At 41.8% G+C, this 18,423-nt stretch carries 8 protein-coding genes; 5 read left to right on the top strand and 3 right to left on the bottom strand.

What is annotated here, in order from left to right:
- Window positions 1-76: 76 nt before the first annotated feature.
- Both V7K62_RS00185 and V7K62_RS00190 read right to left on the bottom strand, forming a co-directional pair.
- A complete protein-coding gene (locus tag V7K62_RS00185) occupies window positions 77-1,504 on the bottom strand; it encodes an oligosaccharide flippase family protein (RefSeq protein ID WP_334860540.1) in 1,428 nt (475 codons plus the stop codon).
- 234 nt (window positions 1,505-1,738) lie between these two features.
- Window positions 1,739-3,181, bottom strand: coding sequence for a sugar transferase (locus V7K62_RS00190; RefSeq protein ID WP_334860542.1), 1,443 nt, complete (start codon window positions 3,179-3,181; stop codon window positions 1,739-1,741).
- Window positions 3,182-4,221: 1,040 nt separating this feature from the next.
- Here V7K62_RS00190 and V7K62_RS00195 point away from each other — a divergent pair.
- From V7K62_RS00195 to V7K62_RS00210, 4 genes are all read left to right on the top strand, one after another.
- The gene (locus V7K62_RS00195) at window positions 4,222-5,124 is read left to right on the top strand and encodes a class I SAM-dependent methyltransferase (protein ID WP_334860544.1); all 903 of its coding nucleotides are present in this window, start codon (window positions 4,222-4,224) and stop codon (window positions 5,122-5,124) included.
- A gap of 245 nt (window positions 5,125-5,369) precedes the next feature.
- Window positions 5,370-11,348, top strand: a complete 5,979-nt coding sequence (locus V7K62_RS00200) for an amino acid adenylation domain-containing protein (RefSeq protein ID WP_334860546.1) — start codon at window positions 5,370-5,372, stop codon at window positions 11,346-11,348.
- Between the two features lie 95 nt (window positions 11,349-11,443).
- Window positions 11,444-11,569: a hypothetical protein gene (locus V7K62_RS00205; protein WP_334860548.1), complete on the top strand. Its 126-nt coding sequence runs from the start codon at window positions 11,444-11,446 to the stop codon at window positions 11,567-11,569.
- An 83-nt stretch (window positions 11,570-11,652) separates the two neighbouring features.
- Complete coding sequence (locus V7K62_RS00210; protein WP_334860550.1) at window positions 11,653-12,834, top strand: aldo/keto reductase; 1,182 nt, start codon at window positions 11,653-11,655, stop codon at window positions 12,832-12,834.
- Between the two features lie 318 nt (window positions 12,835-13,152).
- Here the strand turns inward: V7K62_RS00210 and V7K62_RS00215 are convergent, their stop codons facing one another.
- Window positions 13,153-14,481 (bottom strand): hemolysin family protein, encoded by a 1,329-nt coding sequence (locus tag V7K62_RS00215; RefSeq protein WP_334860552.1) that lies wholly within the window; start codon window positions 14,479-14,481, stop codon window positions 13,153-13,155.
- A gap of 240 nt (window positions 14,482-14,721) precedes the next feature.
- On the opposite strand from V7K62_RS00215, the gene mfd reads away from it, so the two are divergent.
- Window positions 14,722-18,264 carry a transcription-repair coupling factor gene (gene mfd / locus V7K62_RS00220; protein WP_334860554.1) on the top strand — a complete coding sequence of 1,181 codons (3,543 nt, stop codon included), beginning with the start codon at window positions 14,722-14,724 and terminating at the stop codon, window positions 18,262-18,264.
- Window positions 18,265-18,423 lie beyond the last annotated feature (159 nt).

Consider the following 18,423-nt stretch of genomic DNA (forward strand, 5'->3'; position numbering starts at 1 on the left):
TATACCCTCACTTAAATTATTTATTCCACCAGTTTTGATGAGTTTATGGTAAAAATTTATCTACAATATATTACTGCTATCTTAATAATTTGAGCCATAAAAAACGAAACCCGCCAAAGGCACGAATACCTAAATAAATCACAAATAAAGCATAGGCACAAGTTGCAAGAATTAGAGTGAATATGAAGTCTAAGCTAAGTTTTTGCAATAATATTAATATAGGTAGCATCACAAGAGTTATTATTAATGGTCGGCGCATAATTCGCCATAAATTTAATGAAAATAGGCGAGTATAGGTGAAATAAATATACTGGCTAAAACCAGAAATAGTCATTAATAATGCCATTAAAGCCGCACCTAGTAACTGATAGTGCGAAACTAATACCACACCTCCCAAGCTACCTAATGTAGTGGTAATAACTACTTCACGTAGGTTCACTATCTCGAAACCATTGGCTACAAGTAAATAACTCAGTGAGCGTGTAAACGGCAAAAAAACGAGTGATGCAGCGCTTAAGCTAAGGGCTATATTTGCTTCAGCAAAGCTAGCATTATAGAGAAAAACTAGTAAATCTTTGCCAAACAATAAGATTCCAAGATATAACGGCAATGCTATGATTAATAGGATTTCGATAAGATTTTCAGCTATCTGCCTCTGCTTATCCCGTCCTTGCTCTACTGCCTTTGAAAATCTTGGAAATATTGCTAAAGCTATACTGTTAGCAATAATCAAAAAGGGTTGTAATAATTGTGCTATTCCGCCAAATAGACCTACTAAAAACTCATTTCCTAACAATGAAAGAATCAGTATTTGAATTCTGCCACTAACTACAGCTATTGCTTCAATAGCAAAAAATGTACGCGCACTTTTGATTGTATTAAATACAAAATTCCTATCAATCTGCCATTGTATTTTTACTAACCGGGCGATAAAAATCCATTCAATTACCAGAATTAGTGTTTCTGAAAAACATAGGATAGCCCCCAAATATTCAATTCCATATTTTAGTTGCATCGCCCAAATCATTATTATTAGGCGTAAGATATAGACTGGAACTGTAGCGATCGCAATCAGATGCATCTTTTCTTTAGCTTGAAAAATTGCCTCTGTAATGTTAGAAAGCGCAAAGGGGATGATCGTCAAGCCCATTATGTAACAAAGAGTCGAGGTTTTGGAACTATAGGGAAGTAAAAATACTACAATCACCAATGCCGCATAACTGAATAAACTAAATATTAACTGTAGCCAAGTACCACTCATTAAATAGACTGGTGTTTTTTCTGGCTCACGGGCTAGTTCTCTAGTAAACAATGTCTTTAGTCCTTGTGAAGCAATGCCCACAAAGATAAAATAGTAGCTATATGCTAGTAGATACTGCCCTAAAGCCTCAGCTCCTAGAGTACGAGCAATAGAAGCGGTTAATACAAAGGCTGTAATGCTTTGTGCTAACCGATTGAGTATCATTGAGAGGGAATTACTTATGAATTTGTACTTTTCTACCATTCTTATAATTCTTAATTCAGCTTAATTCTTTCATTTGGAGTCACGATGATTTTTTCGGATATATACTTAGAAATTTTTCTAGGCCGCCCTAAAACAGGTAACTAATCACTCAGGAAGGTAGAAAAATCTAAATTTAATCCGCTATAAATTAAACTGCCGACTGCAATACTTTTATCGTATCGATACGTAACGTAAATTTTCTAATCATAGCTGTCCGGCTATGGATTTTTTTCTTTAGTAAGCACCGTCTTTTTTCAAAACCACCATAACTGTTTTGAGGAGAATTTCAAAGTCTAACCCCAGCGACCAATTTTCGATGTAGCTAATATCCAGATTAATCACTTGTTCAAAATCTAAAATATTCGAGCGACCTGAGACTTGCCAAAGACCTGTAATACCAGGTAAGATTTCATGTCGAATAAAATGATGTTCAGAAAACTTTTCAACATCTCTAGTAGGTAAAGGGCGAGGTCCTACTATACTCATTTGTCCAAGGATAACGTTAAAAAGTTGAGGTAATTCGTCTAAACTATAACGGCGGAGAAATTTTCCAACACGGGTAATGCGAGGATCATCTTTAATTTTAAAGATAATTCCATCTTTCGTTTCATTTAAAGCTTCTAATTCTTTCTGTAATTTTTCCGCATCAGACCTCATCGTTCTGAATTTCCATACTTTAAACTGTTTACCATGTAAACCTATACGGGTTTGTCTGTAGAATACTGTGCCTGGAGAGTCCAGTTTTATAGCTATAGCTATAGCTATATAAATGGGGAATGATAACATTACAAACAAAGTCGCAAAACAAAAATCACAACTACGCTTTATCCAAAAATCTTTACCTGTAATTATCGGACAATCCAAACTCAGACAAGGCATTCCCCCTATTCTATTGAATTCTACGTTTTTATAAATTGGTTTTAATTCCATCGGTAAAATATGTACTTGTATCCCAGATGCTTGAAATAACCAGCACAAAAACATTCTATTTTTTAGAGCATCCCAAGATATAAAAACTTCTGTTACTCCTAGTTGGTTAAGCTGAGTCAACGTTTGCTGACGTTTATATCTGTCTAGTGAATTAGCATTCGCCGTTCCAGATACAATGTAATGCTTTTCTTTTTTTATAAAGCTCGCAATCTGCTCATGATCTTGAGGATCACAAATAATGAAGACAGAAGAACGAGCTATTTTTTTCTGCTTGCGTAGATATTCAAGAGTAATATTTACAGCATATCTACCAGTACAAATAAAAAATATACTTAGTAACCAAGGTAATAAGATTAATTTTGGGCGCGTAAGATCAACAGCTGGTTTATGCAAAAAACCAACTAAAAGGATTAATCCATGAGCAAAAGTTAGCGATTTTATAATATTGAAATAGTCATAGCGTTTTTGACCTTCTCGATAAATACCTTCGACAGCTAGTGATCCTATTTGAATCCCAATAGCGATTAAAATCGGTAAATAATGACTCAGTATATACTGGGTCAAATGTCCATAAGTAGATTGATATCCTGCTAAAACCCAAGCTAAAGATAAAAGAGTACAGTCTACTAAGAACAGTGTTGTTAATCTCAACCACCAGGAACCCTTGCGTACCGTAACAAATGTCGATGCACGTAAATCCAAAGGCACTTCACTGAATTTGTTTGTTGTAATGCTTTGATTACTCATAGTTAGGAACAATTGGTTTGGGTAAAATTTGATCGCAGCTTAATATACAAAACAATTTGGGTATCTCATAACAAAGAAATCTGGACTTTGTAGTCTAGTATTAAGCATTTTCTTCGGAGTAACTTTAAGTTCTTGATCAAAAGCATCCTCCAGGGTCGGTTTGAGTGCCGTTACTACCGAGATACCTAGGCTTTGTTGCAGCGTATAATTACAGTTTAGTCTGGAAAAATTAATACCAAAAAAGAATTTGTTGGTATATTAACTTAATAGTTAAACAAAACTCCTGATGTTAATAGTCAAGTAGACAAAGATAAAAATATTATTTTTAGGTTAGTAATACATCAACTGAATTAATTATGGATATCACGGATATCTTGGAGAGTCGTGCTTCTTGCAGGGATGTTAGGTATATAATGATATCCCCTCAGAAATTACTGTAGCATATTTATTTAGACTAATTCAGTTTTGCTTATAAACTTATCTTATTTATCTGTTTTTTTACGCATAATTACTGATTAACAAAACTTACAGACAACCTATAACAAAATGCATCAAAAATTTGATATTTGTAACAAAAATTTACATAACCGCATGTTGTGGTGAAACTTGAGTCATTTTCATGGACATTTCTAATGAAGCGTCAAAAGAGCAGTTACCTTAACGACGAGACTGTAGTTTAAACTAGAAGACTGATGTTACACAAATGAAACCTACGTAGTTCGGTTTCATGAAGTTCGCCTAATTCTTCAAACAAATAATCTTACGGCTTTACATAAATTTTATATAATCAGTGGCAAAATGAAGATTTTGTAAAAAATATTTTTCGTTCAGTAGATTTTACTGAGAAAGGATAATCTACTTTTATAATTGCGTTATAGTACGGATTGATTAAATCAAACAAACACAGAGTTTTTTTTTTAAGTAAGCATAAAGTGTTTAATCAACTACTTCTTGTTTGTTGGCTAAAACAGAAATTTAATCCTTTGGATTAAAATGTGATTTAGAGTTTCATTTCAATCAATAAAATATGGAGTAAAAGTATGCTGACCAGCAAATTAGATGTAATAAATCGATTAGGCAGGTTTTTAAACAATCAAAAGTGGCTTTTGCTGACAAATTTACATCTAAACAATTTAAAAGTTAATCAAGTTTTACGATCCACAAATGATTCGGAAATAGGGAAGGCACAGATAGAAGTAAACAATTTATCTTTTTCTGAAAAAGATTATAGGGATTTTGTAAATTCAGATGTATTGAGTCAATATAATCAGCTTGATTATATCCATTCCAAGCCACTTGAATACCTGACGACAATGACTCTGTTAGATTTGAGAGAAGGTGATGAAATACTAGATGCAGCCGGTGGTGAAGAAGCCGAATACATAAAGGCTTTAGTGGCAGTTTCGGATTTTAAGTTGACTGCTTACTGTCAAGACTCTTTATTAGACGGAAAAGTCACAGATGGAATTAAATACATTGGTGGCTCTATTGATGCGATCCCTCTCCCAGATGAATCTTTAGATGGAATTAGCTGCCATCACTCTTTTGAACATTTTCGAGATGATTTGGATATTAAGTTTATTAAAGAGGCAGTACGTTTATTGAGAGTGGGCAGGAAACTTGTCATTGCACCGCTATTTCTAACTAACGAATATGCAGAAATCTGGAATAATAAACAGATTCAGAAGTCCAATATTGAAAAAGCAATCACAATTTTTGACAATACTGCAACTTTTGCTGGATGGGGTGCATATGAAGGCTTTGCTAGAACTTATAGTCCGGCTGCGTTTAAAACAAGAATTATTGACAATTTACCGAGCAACTGCCATGCAAAAATCTACAAAATTCTCGTAGATGGAAAACCTGTACCAGATATCAAAAAAAATTATCATCAACCTCTGCTCAATGCTGAAATGAAGGTATTGGTAATAGTCAAAAGCTAGATACCAACTTTTGAGTTTGGTAAGTTTCATAGCAGTTTGCAATAGCTTGGAGTACAAACAATTAGTCGGGGCGCATAACGCTCTGTGCCCTCCTAACGTATGTATCATTCAAAATTGCTATACCTTGCTGATGTAAGAGTTAATAGTATTCTGCTCATTTTCTATAGATTGGGGGCTTTATTTGCTCACATCTGTTTTAGTCATAAACCTTTAATTATTTATACCCACTGAACTTAATATAGAAAATGCAGATAAATAGTCAGACTTCAGAATATAAGCAATATATTACCTTAAAAACCTTAACTCACATCATCGACACTCAATTTTTACAAGAATTGAATGACACCAAAGCCGTTGATCATCAGGATCTGTGCATTCATCAAATGTTTGAGATGCAAGTAGAGCGATCGCCCCAAGCCGTTGCTGTAGTATGTGAAAATACACAACTTACTTATCGGCAGTTAAACCAGCGGGCGAATCAACTAGCGCACCACCTACGTGCTTTAGGCGTTGGGCCGGAAGTACTTGTAGGTATATGCCTGGAGCGCTCTTTAGAGATGATCGTAGGGTTGCTAGGAATTCTCAAAGCTGGAGGCGCTTATGTGCCTTTAGATCCAGCATATCCCTCAGAACGTTTAGCCTTCATTTTGGAAGACACCCAGACACCAATATTGTTAACCCAAGAAAAATTGGTCAAGAATCTACCACCGCATCAGGCGCAAGTGGTTTGTCTAGATTCAAACTGGCAAGGGAATATCCAAAACAGTCAAGAAAATCCTGTAAATGAGACGACGGCTGATAACCTCATCTACGTAATCTACACATCTGGTTCTACAGGACAGCCCAAGGGTGTAATGATCCCTCACCGTGGTATCTGCAATCAACTCCACTGGAAGCAAACAACTTTTGGATTAACTCACGCAGACAAAGTTTTACTGACTATTTCTTTTAGCTTCGATCCCTCAGTCTGGCAGATATTCTGGCCATTGTGCTTTGGAGGGCAATTATTCATACCTCGCCCTGGTGGACATCAAGACACTGCCTACCTTGTGAAAGTGATTACTGAGCAGCAAATCACCGTCCTGGCTTTAGTACCTTCCATCCTGCGTGTCTTATTGGAAGAGAGGGGAATTGAGAATTGCCGATTCATCAGACACATTACCTGCGGTGGTGAAGCTTTACCTGGCGAACTTATAGAACGCTTCTTTGCCCAACTGAATTTGGACAATGTTTTACATAATTGTTATGGCCCGACTGAAGCTTCCATTGATACCACTTTCTGGACTTGCCAGCGCGGTAATAATTATGCTATTGCACCTATTGGTCGTCCGATTACCAATGCAGATATTCACATCCTCGATGAAAATTTGCAGCCTGTACCTGTTGGTGAATCAGGCGAACTGCACATTGGCGGTATTGGTCTAGCGCGAGGCTATCTTAACCGTCCAGAATTGACCAGAGATAAGTTCATTTTCCACCCTTTTAGTTCTGAAAGAGGGGCACGTCTTTACAAAACGGGGGACTTGGCACGTTATTTGAGCGATGGTAATATCGAGTTTCTTGGTCGGATTGACCACCAAGTGAAAATACGTGGCTTCCGAATTGAATTAGGAGAAATTGAAGCCATACTAGCTCAACATCCTTCACTGACACAGACTTTAGTCATAGCCAGAGAGGATGTTCCTGGGGACAAGCGACTCGTGGCGTATGTTGTTGCTAGTCCAGAGCAAATTCCTCGCCAGGTTGAATTGCGTCGCTTTTTGGAAACTCGGCTGCCGGAATACATGGTGCCTGGTTTATTTGTATTTTTGGACACTCTACCATTAAATCCCAATGGTAAAATAGACCGCCATGCCTTGCCAGCACCAGATACATCTGATATTAGGCTGTCGACTAACTTTCTTCCACCTGAGAATTTGACAGAAGAAGTCTTAGCTAGCATCTGGGCGAAAGTTTTGCATCTGGAACAAGTAGGCATCCACGACAATTTTTTTGAATTGGGAGGTCATTCACTGCTGGCCACTCAAGTGATGTCTAAGGTTCGCCAAGTCTTTCGGATAGAAATAGGGTTGCAACTATTATTTGAGAATCCAACGATCGCTACTTTAGCTCAAGCGATGCCTACGGCAACCCGAAACGGGAACGCTCAAAACCAAACTCCAGAAAATGATCTCCAAAATCAGACCATTCCCCAAATAGCCAACCGGGAATCAGTCCCTTTATCCTTTGCCCAGCAGCGAGTCTGGTTTTTGGAGCAGTTGGAACCCAACAGCCCAGCGTATATCGTCTCCAATGCACAGCGCTTAACGGGCAAGTTAAACGTGGGTATATTGCAACAGTCACTAGATGCGATCGTTGTCCATCATGAGGCATTGCGAACCAACTTTATTACATCACCTGATGGTAGCCCCATACAAGTAATTGGCACGCCGCGGCCAGTAGAACTCAAAATCATTCAAGTAACAAAAGAGCAAGTAAAATTTCTCCTAAATCAAGAGGTGCAATGCCCCTTTAACTTAGAATCTGACTTGATGTTGCGAGCTACTTTGCTCCAGGTAGACGAACAGGAGCATATACTCTTGTTAATGATGCACCACATCGCTTCAGATGGCTGGTCAATCGGCATTCTCTGGCAGCAGTTAACAGCACTCTATGAAGCCTTTTTGAGCAGTAAGCCTTCCCCTCTGGCAAAATTGCCCATTCAGTATGCAGATTTTGCTGTGTGGCAGCACCAATGGCTATCAGGTGAGGTACTTTCTAAGCAAATTAACTATTGGAAAACCCAGTTAGCAGGTGCTAATACTGTACTGGAATTGCCTACTGACCGACCACGGCCACCAGTGCAAACTTACCAAGGAGCAGCCCAATCTCTGATGCTACCGCAGATTTTGAGTACATCACTCACAGAACTCTCGCATCAGGAAGGTGTCACCCTATTCATGACATTGCTGGCGGCTTTTGGGGCAATACTGTACCGCCACACTGGGCAAGAAGATATTCTCATCGGTTCTCCCATTGCCGGCCGTAACCGTTCTGAGATTGAAGGGTTGATTGGATTTTTTATTAACACCGTTGTTTTACGGACTGATTTTACCGACAACCCCAGTTTTCGTTCAGTGCTAAATCGAGTTCGGCAGATGGCATTAGATGCTTATGCCCATCAAGATATGCCCTTCGAGAAACTGGTAGAAGAACTGCAACCAGAGCGAGATACCAGTCGCAACCCACTGTTTCAAGTGTGGTTTAATATGCTCAACTTAAGGGACATCCAGCTGGAACTACCTGGAGTGGCTATCGAACCAGTCTCGATTCTAGAAACAGCTTCCAAATTCGACTTAACCCTGTACGTTACAGAACAAAACCAAGGAATCAAACTTGATTTAGTCTACAACACCAATCTGTTTACTTCAGAACGGATGATGGAAATGCTTGATCAATTCCATCATTTGCTGAATCAAATTGTTGCTACTCCAGAGAGCCAAATTAGTTTATATTCCCTGGTGACACCAAAAGCGCAACTTTTGCTGCCAGAGCCAAGGGCGGTTTTACCAGAACCACGGTATGAATTGACGACAACAATGTTTACCTCTTGGGTAAATCGTACCCCAGAACATTCATCACTTCGGCAAGGATTTCGCACTTGGAATTATGGGGAATTGGGCAAAATCGCTCAAACCTTAGCACGGGTTATGTTATCTCACGGAGTAGAGCGGGGAGATGTCGTAGCCGTGTTTGGGACACGAAGCTTTGGGCTAATTGCCAGTATGCTTGGCGTACTTTTGAGTGGCGGTGTGCTACTCACCCTCGATCCGCAACTTCCCAGCCAACGCCAGCGGCTGATGCTACAAGAAGCTAAAGCCAAATACATATTATATATTGATGGTCAGCGTCTAGAAGACGAAAAAATATGGGAGTCTTTAACTAGCATCTGTGTAAACCCAGACACAGGAGAAACGATAAATTCACTCATAAAGACTGTTGAAGCAGTAAGTCTGCCTGAAATCGCTGCTGACGATGCAGCTTATATTTTCTTTACTTCTGGCACCACTGGTGTACCTAAAGGGGTGCTGGGATGTCATAAAGGGATGGCGCATTTTCTCAACTGGCAGCGGCAGACCTTTGAAATTAATCAGCAAGACCGCGTTGCCCAATTAACTGGTCTTTCTTTTGATGTCGTCCTCAGAGATATTTTCTTACCTTTAACTAGTGGTGCAACTCTGTGCTTGCCAGAAGAAGGAGATAACCTAGAACCGACGAGAATTCTACGTTATTTGGAGAATGAGCAAATTTCTGTACTCCATACAGTTCCTTCGCTAGCGCAATTATGGTTAGCCAATGTGCCGTCAGGAGTATCCTTACGTAACTTACGCTGGTTGTTCTTGGCTGGAGAACCTCTGAAGGAAACACTTATACTTCGGTGGCGGGATGCTTTTCCAGAATCAGGTGAAATTGTTAATCTCTACGGCCCGACAGAGACAACTTTAGCCAAGTGTTATTATCAAGTACCTGTTGAGTGTACACCAGGCGTACAGCCAGTAGGATTACCCCTGCCTCAAACCCAAGCACTGGTTTTCACATCAAATCAGCAACCGTGCGGCATCGGTGAACCGGGCGAAATTGTGATCCGAACTCCATTCCGCAGTTTGGGCTACATCAATGCCCAACAAGAAAACCGTTCTCGGTTTGTTAAGAACCCTTTTCGGAACGATCAACAGGATTGGCTTTATTATACAGGCGATCGCGGATGCTATCGTCCAGATGGCTCTCTAGAAATTCTCGGTCGCCGCGATCATCAAGTCAAGATCCGGGGGATACGCATTGAGCCAGGGGAAATTGAAACAGTCTTAGCCCAACACCCAGATGTACTCCAGACTGTAGTCATTGCCCGTGAAGATGTTCCCGGCGATCAACGTTTGGTGGCTTACATTATACCGAATCAAGACTCAGCAATTGCGATTACTGATATCCGGGGCTTCCTCTCGACAAAATTGCCACAGTACATGCTACCTTCGGCTTTTGTCTTGCTGGACACCATGCCCTTAACCCCCAACGGTAAGGTAGACCGCCGCGCCCTACCAGCGCCAGACTTATCGAGGTTAGAGCCAGAAGCCACCTTTGTTGCTCCCCGCAATCAAGTGGAACGCCAGTTAACAGAGATTTGGGAACAAATTTTAGGTGTCCAGCCCATTGGCGTTAGGGATAACTTCTTCGAGCTAGGAGGACACTCCATCTTAGCAGTAAAACTGTTTTGGCAAATTGAGAAAAGATTTAGTAAAAACCTGCCTCTTGCCATTCTTTTCCAGTCTGGTACTGTAGAGGCTCTAGCCAAAATAATCTGCCAAGAAGAAGATTTAACAAGAAACTTGGCTTTAATAAATACCTTAGACCAATCAAAATCTAGCTGGTCATCCCTGGTAGAAATTCAACCCAACGGTTCCAAGCCACCTTTTTTCTGTATTCACGGACTGGGTGGAGAAGTCTTGTGTTTCCGGAAATTGGCATTGCATTTGGGGGCAGAACAACCATTTTACGGATTACAACCACGCGGGCTAGATGGAAAACACCCTCTCCATACCCGCGTTGAAGATATGGCAGCGCACTACATTCAAGAAATCCAGACGCTTCAACCTCATGGCCCTTATTTTATCGGAGGTTATTCCTTTGGGGGTGCAGTTGCCTTCGAGATGGCTCGGCAACTCCAAGAGCAAGGCGAACAAGTTGGCATTCTAGTTATGCTTGATAGTTGTCGTCCAGGTTATAGCTGGCAGGCGTCATTTATCAAGCGAGTTCTTTTGCATTTAAATAATATTGTTCAACAAGGGCCTAACTACCTTTGGCAAAAGGCTGTGAGATGGAGCTATTGGCGTAAGCAGGAACTGCAAAATAGATATAACCGTTACTTGGAAGACGTACTTCATTTACCTGAAACTGACAACCATTTAAAGATTATAGATGCTAATATTCAAGCCATCAGTGAATATATCTTTTCAGCTTATCTTGGTCGAGCCATTCTTTTGCGAACAGAGGATCAAAATCGGGACGAAGCTATAGGCACAGAATACGATCCTCAATTCGGCTGGGGCGAGGTAGTAGTTGGAGGATTAGATATCCATTACGTTCCTGGATCTCATCTTGACATACTTAATGAACCCAATGTACAGGTGTTAGCCGAAATATTGAGAAATTGCTTAACTCAGGCGCAGTCTCAGTCTCCAAAGAATTAATTTGAACTTTTGCGTCAGTTCACCTTCGGACAACTCAGCACTACTGGGTCGTTTTACCATTTCTTGGTCTAAACACCAATTGGGATAATAGAAAAATGCTTGCTAGTGGTAACTGGGATGAGATAATTATTCTGTGGAACTGGAATATTGGTCAAAATCCAATAAGCAAAAGACCTGACCGATTTAATAATCCGATGAATATTGCTAGTGTCACAGATTGAACAGAGATCATGATTGTGACGCTGAAAGCTCGAATCACTATCGTTTTTAAATTTTAAGTTGGTAAGCAATCCACAATCCACTGATGCTATATAGAAGATTTGGACGCACAGAATTACAGATGCCAGTGTTTTCCTGCGGTGGCATGAGATATCAGTTCAAATGGGAGGATGTTCCCAATCATGAAATTCCTGCTGATAGCCAGGCGAATCTGGAAGCGACTATTAGAAAGGCGGTTGAGGTTGGAATTAATCATATTGAAACTGCCCGTGGTTATGGCACTTCCGAAATGCAATTGGGAAGAATATTGCCCAAGTTTCCCCGCGAAAAGTTGATTGTTCAGACCAAAATAAGTCCAAAGGCAGATGCGAAAGAATTCCGGGAAACATTTGAACAATCATTAAAAAATCTCCAACTAGATTATGTTGACCTTTTAGGGTTGCACGGGATCAATCATCCGGAGTCGTTAGATGACAGCATCCGTCCGGGTGGCTGTTTGGAAGTAGCGCAGCAGTTGCAAGCAGAGGGAAAAGTTAGATTTATTGGCTTTTCTACACACGGCTCAACAGATATGATTGTGCAGACAATTAATACCAATCAATTTGATTATGTAAACTTGCACTGGTACTACATTAATCAATGGAATTGGGCAGCAATTGAAGCAGCCAAACGCCACGATATGGGGGTGTTTATTATTAGTCCATCTAATAAAGGAGGTTTGTTGTATGAACCTCCACAAAAATTAGTAAATCTTTGCGCCCCGTTGAGTCCAATGGTGTTTAATGATTTGTTTTGTTTGAGTCATCAAGAGGTGCATACCCTGAGCTTGGGAGCAGCAAAACCAGAAGATTTTGATGAACACCTAAAGACTTTAGAATTAGTAGATCGGGCATCAGAAATTTTGCCACCAATTTTAGCAAGGTTGGAATCAGAAGCGATCGCTAGTTTGGGAGAAGATTGGGTGAAATCTTGGCAGACAAATCTACCAACCTTTGACGAAACGCCTGGTGAGGTAAATATTCGGGTGATTTTGTGGCTGCGGAATTTAGCGATCGCCTACGATTTAGTAGACTATGCCAAAATGCGCTACAACCTGCTTGGCAATGCCAGCCACTGGTTCCCCGGCAACAAAGCCGATCGGCTAGACGAGTTAGATTTGGGGCAATCTCTCGCCCGTAATCCCCACGCCGATAGAATACCAAAAGTTTTGGCACAAGCCCATCAAATGTTAGTAGGTGAAGAAGTGCGACGTTTATCTCAGCAGTAAGTGTGAGGTTAGGGATTTTGAATGTTTGTATGCAATTCTATCCCTAACTTGACTGACAGCAGGTTATTTTAGTGACGTTGCTTCGTTAACAGTATCCACCTAAAAAAATAGTTTGACAAATTGCGAGAATAGGGCATTGGGTACGGTGCATGGTCAATTGTAAACAATAATTGACAATTTGATTAATGCCCAATACTTCTCTACGTTGGCGCAGCGTGTCGCAGACAGAGGCTGCGCCAACGGCAACGTCTCACACTCAGCCTGTCGAACTGCTTAGTACAAGTGCCCAATGCCCTATTCCCAATACTCTAGCGATCGCTAGTCAGATTTTTTCGTATCTGCTGATTTACTTACCTTCGGTATAACTAGCACCTTATCAACGCGATTACCATCCATATCCATCACTTCAATTCGCATACTGTGCCATTCAAAATAATCTGCGGCGGCAGGAATACGACCTAAATGGGTGATGACAAAACCGCCTAATGTCTGATAACTACCGCGTTCCTCAGATTCCCACTCTTCCATACCGAAAAGTTCCAAAAACTCCTCCACAGGCAACATCCCATCTAAAAGCCAGGAACCATCTTCGCGTTGTACAGCTTGTGGTTGATCCTGCCCATCTGTTGAAGGAACATCACCCACGATTTCGCTCATGATGTCGTTGAGAGTGACTAATCCTTGAATCACGCCGTATTCATCCACTACTAGCGCCATGTGAGTGATGGTTTGCTTGAACAATTCCAAAACTTTTAAGCCACGGGTGCTTTCTGGCACAAATACGGGCTGTCGCAATCCGATGGTTAAGTCTAGTGGTTCTCCTCGGAAACTCCTGGCTAATAAATCGGTGACAGGGATAACACCCAGCACATTGTCAAGTCCTCCCTGACAAATTGGATACCGAGAATAGGCACTATCAACCATTTTTTGACGATTTTCTTCGGCAGAGTCGTCTAAGTCTAGCCAGACAATATCGGGGCGGGGTGTCATTAAATAGCTGACAGGGCGATCGCCTAAACGAAAGACTCGCTCTACCATATCCTGTTCAGCTTCCTCAAAGGTTCCCGCCTCAGTCCCTTGCTCAATTAAGATTTTAATTTCTTCTTCGGTGACTTGCGGCTCAGTAGAAGCTGTAATGCCCAGTAATCGCAGGATCAAATCTGTAGAAGCGCTTAAGAGAAAGACTACTGGAGAAGCGAGCGCCGCCAAGGCTTGCATCGGAATAGCTACAATCGATGCAATCCTTTCTGGGTTGTTTAATGCCAGACGCTTCGGTACCAATTCGCCAACAATGAGTGACAAATAGGTAATGATCAAAACCACTATTCCGAAGGATATTGGTTCACTATAAGCTGCCAGTAACGGGAAAAGTCGCACATAAACTGCTAATCGAGCCGCAATTGTTGCTCCTCCGAAAGCACCAGTCAGGATACCGATCAGGGAAATACCTACTTGAACAGTTGACAGGAAATGATTTGGAGACTCCGCTAGTTTCAATGCTACCTTTGCCTTGGCATCTCCTTGATTGGCAAGCTGCTGTAGTCTAACCTTGCGTGCCGAGACAATCGCCATCTCAGACATAGAAAACACGCCATTAGCAATAATTAGCACCAAAATGATTAAAATTTCAAAAGTTATGGAGGACATGTTTAAAATTGCGGTTTATCAGAGCGAACGTAGCTAAATCCCTAGCATCTAGTATTAAAGGTGCTTCGATAAATGCTTTGACTATAGACAAAGTAATAGTTATAGTTCTTAAGTTTATTAGTCGCTGTGCATTATGCTTCCACCGAAGGAATAAGAAAGCTGTTAACACTTTTAAAATGGTTGACATAAACTGCCTCAAGATTTTCTGACCCACAAAGACTCCCATCGCTAGTAGTACTTATGTCATTTTCTTCTATTGTGCGTGCCTTAGGCCGATCGTCGCTCACTACTGAATTTATTTCTAAGCTGAATCGACAACAAGAATTGTGGTTAAATGGCATTTCCCGGCTGCCCAAGGCTCTGGTAGCTTCGGCATTAGCACAGGCTCAGGGCAAGGATTTGTTCGTGGTTTGCGCCACTCTGGAAGAAGCTGGACGCGTTTACGCACAACTGGAGGCAATGGGATGGCAAACAGTACATTTTTACCCCACCTCCGAGGCTTCTCCTTACGAACCTTTTGACCCGGAAACTGAGATGAGTTGGGGGCAAATGCAGGTATTGGCAGATTTGAGCATTGAGCATGGGGCATTGGGCATGGCGCATGGGGAAGAAAACCAGATCCCAAATCCCAATTCTCAATTATCCAAGATGGCGATTGTGGCTACTCAAGGGGCGCTGCAACCTCATTTGCCTCCACCAGAAGCTTTTGGGCAATTCTGTCTTACCCTGAAAAAAGGGATGGAATTAGACCTGAATAGCTTCAGTGAGAAAATAACTATTTTGGGGTACGAAAGAGTTCCTTTGGTGGAAATGGAAGGGCAATGGAGTCGGCGGGGCGATATTGTTGATGTGTTTCCGGTTTCCTCTGAGTTTCCAGTCCGGCTGGAATGGTTTGGCGATGAAATTGAGCAAATGCGGGAATTTGACCCAGCAACTCAACGTTCCGCCCTCGACAAAGTTGACCAGTTAATTCTTACCCCCACTAGCTTTACTCCCGTGGTAATGGCTGCACTCAAGAATAGTGCTGAGTTTCGAGTGCTGAGTGCTGAGTTAAATTCTGACTCAGAAAGCAACACTCAGCACTCATCACTGATTGAGGGTAGTCGTCGCTTTTTGGGGTTAGCGTTCGAGCAACCAGCATCTCTGCTAAACTACTTGGCAGAAAACACCCTGATTGCCATTGATGAGCCAGAACAGTGTCATGCTCATAGCGATCGCTGGGTAGAAAATGCCCAGGAACAATGGGAAATTGGGCATGGGGAAGAATCTACTTCTCTAACATTGCCGAAAATTCACCGTTCGTTTGATCAGTGTTTGGCTGATGTTGCCAAGTTTAAAACGTTGTATTTATCGGAACTGTCAGAGGAAAATAGTGGGATCAATCTTGCCAGCCGTCCGGTTCCAGCCACGCCACACCAGTTTGCTAAACTCGCTGAAACCATCCGTCAAGAACGCGATCGCAATTTCTCGATCTGGCTGCTTTCTGCTCAACCTTCACGTTCTGTCTCGCTGTTGCAAGAACATGATTGTCCGGCTCAGTTTATCCCCAATCCCCGCGACTACCAAGCGATAGATAAGCTGCAAATCAACCATATTCCCATAGCTCTAAAATATTCTGGTCTGGCCGAACTAGAAGGTTTTATCCTGCCTACGTACCGATTGGTAATCGTTACAGATCGGGAATTTTTTGGGCAGCATTCCTTGGCGACTCCCGGCTATATCCGCAAGCGCCACAAAGCTACTTCTAAACAAGTTGATCCCAATAAGCTGCGTCCAGGCGATTATGTGGTTCACAGAAATCATGGTGTTGGCAAATTTGTCAAGCTGGAAAGTTTGATGATTAATCACCAAACCCGTGATTATTTGGTGGTGCAGTATGCTGACGGGTTACTCAGAGTCGTAGCCGATCAAGTAGGTGCCTTATCCCGGTTCCGTGCCGCAGGAGATAAAGCACCAGAACTTAACAGGATGACCGGTAAAGCTTGGGAAAATACGAAGAATAAAGTCCGCAAAGCGATCAGAAAATTGGCGGTGGACTTGTTGAAACTCTATGCAGCGCGATCGCAACAACAAGGTTTTAGCTTTCCAGGTGATATGCCTTGGCAAGAGGAACTGGAAGATTCTTTTCCCTACCAACCCACAACGGATCAACTCAAAGCTGTCCAAGATGTAAAACGCGATATGGAAAGCGATCGCCCAATGGATCGTTTAGTTTGTGGCGATGTCGGTTTTGGGAAAACGGAAGTGGCGATTCGTGCTATTTTCAAAGCAGTCATCGCCGGTAAACAAGTGGCACTCCTTGCGCCGACGACTATTTTAACACAGCAGCATTACCATACACTCAAAGAACGTTTTGCTCCCTACCCCGTGAATGTCGGTTTACTTAACCGTTTTCGTTCGGCTGAAGAACGCCGCGATATTCAAAAGCGATTGGCAACGGGTGAATTAGATGTAGTTGTTGGTACACAGCAACTTTTAGGTAAAGGCGTGATCTTCCGCGATTTAGGATTGTTGGTAGTAGATGAAGAACAACGGTTTGGGGTAAACCAGAAAGAGAAAATTAAAAGCCTGAAAACTCAGGTTGATGTACTTACCCTCTCAGCCACTCCCATTCCCCGGACTTTGTATATGTCCTTGTCGGGAATTCGGGAAATGAGTTTAATCACCACACCACCGCCAACCAGACGCGCAATTAAAACCCATCTGTCACCGATTAATTCCGAAAGTATCCGCAGTGCAATTCGTCAAGAATTAGACAGAGGCGGACAGGTATTTTATGTAGTTCCACGAGTGGACGGAATTGAAGAGACAACGGCCAATTTACGAGAAGTGATACCGGGGGCCAGGTTTGCGATCGCTCACGGTCAAATGGATGAAAGCGAGTTAGAATCAACCATGCTCACCTTCAGTAATGGCGACGCAGATATCCTTGTTTGTACGACAATTATTGAATCTGGCTTAGATATTCCGCGAGTCAACACCATCTTAATTGAAGATGCTCACCGCTTTGGATTGGCACAACTGTATCAATTACGCGGTCGTGTGGGACGTGCAGGTATCCAAGCTCATGCTTGGTTATTTTATCCGAAGCAACGGGCATTATCTGACGCGGCACGGCAACGATTACGAGCAATTCAGGAATTTACTCAGTTAGGTTCTGGGTATCAGCTAGCGATGCGCGACATGGAAATCAGAGGTGTAGGTAACTTGCTAGGTGCAGAACAATCCGGTCAAATGGATGCCATCGGTTTTGATTTATACATGGAAATGCTGGAAGAAGCAATTCGGGAAATCCGAGGACAAGAAATTCCGCAAGTGGAGGATACCCAGATTGATCTCAATCTGACGGCGTTTATCCCAGCAGATTACATTACCGATTTGGATCAAAAGATGAGTGCTTATCGGGCGGTGGCGACAGCTAAATCTAAATCAGAATTAAAGCAGATTGCAGCCGAGTGGAGCGATCGCTATGGTAGTTTACCAGTACCTGCAAATCAACTTTTGCGAGTCATGGAACTCAAACAGCTAGCGAAAAAACTCGGATTTAGCCGGATTAAACCAGAACAAAAGCAGCATGTCGTTTTAGAAACGCCGATGGAGGAACCAGCTTGGAATTTGTTAGCGGCGAATTTACCAGACAATCTCAAGACGCGCTTTGTGTATTCTCCAGGTAAAGTTACGGTGCGCGGGTTAGGAGTTTTTAAGGCGGATCAACAATTGCAGAATTTGATTGATGCTTTCGGGAGAATGCAGGGTGCAATTCCAGAGGCGGTTGGTGTTTGATCAGTTTTGCTCAAGTTTCTATCAATTTAGAACCAAACCTACACAGGATAACCAGAGTGAATATTCAGTAAACCAAAAAGTTTTTCCCCAAAGAGCGATCGCTAAAAAATTGGTAGTTTATAATACTAGTAAATACGGAATCCTCTAACCAGCAGACAG

Origin of the sequence: Nostoc sp. (assembly GCF_036917935.1) — a bacterium.
GTDB lineage: Bacteria > Cyanobacteriota > Cyanobacteriia > Cyanobacteriales > Nostocaceae > Nostoc.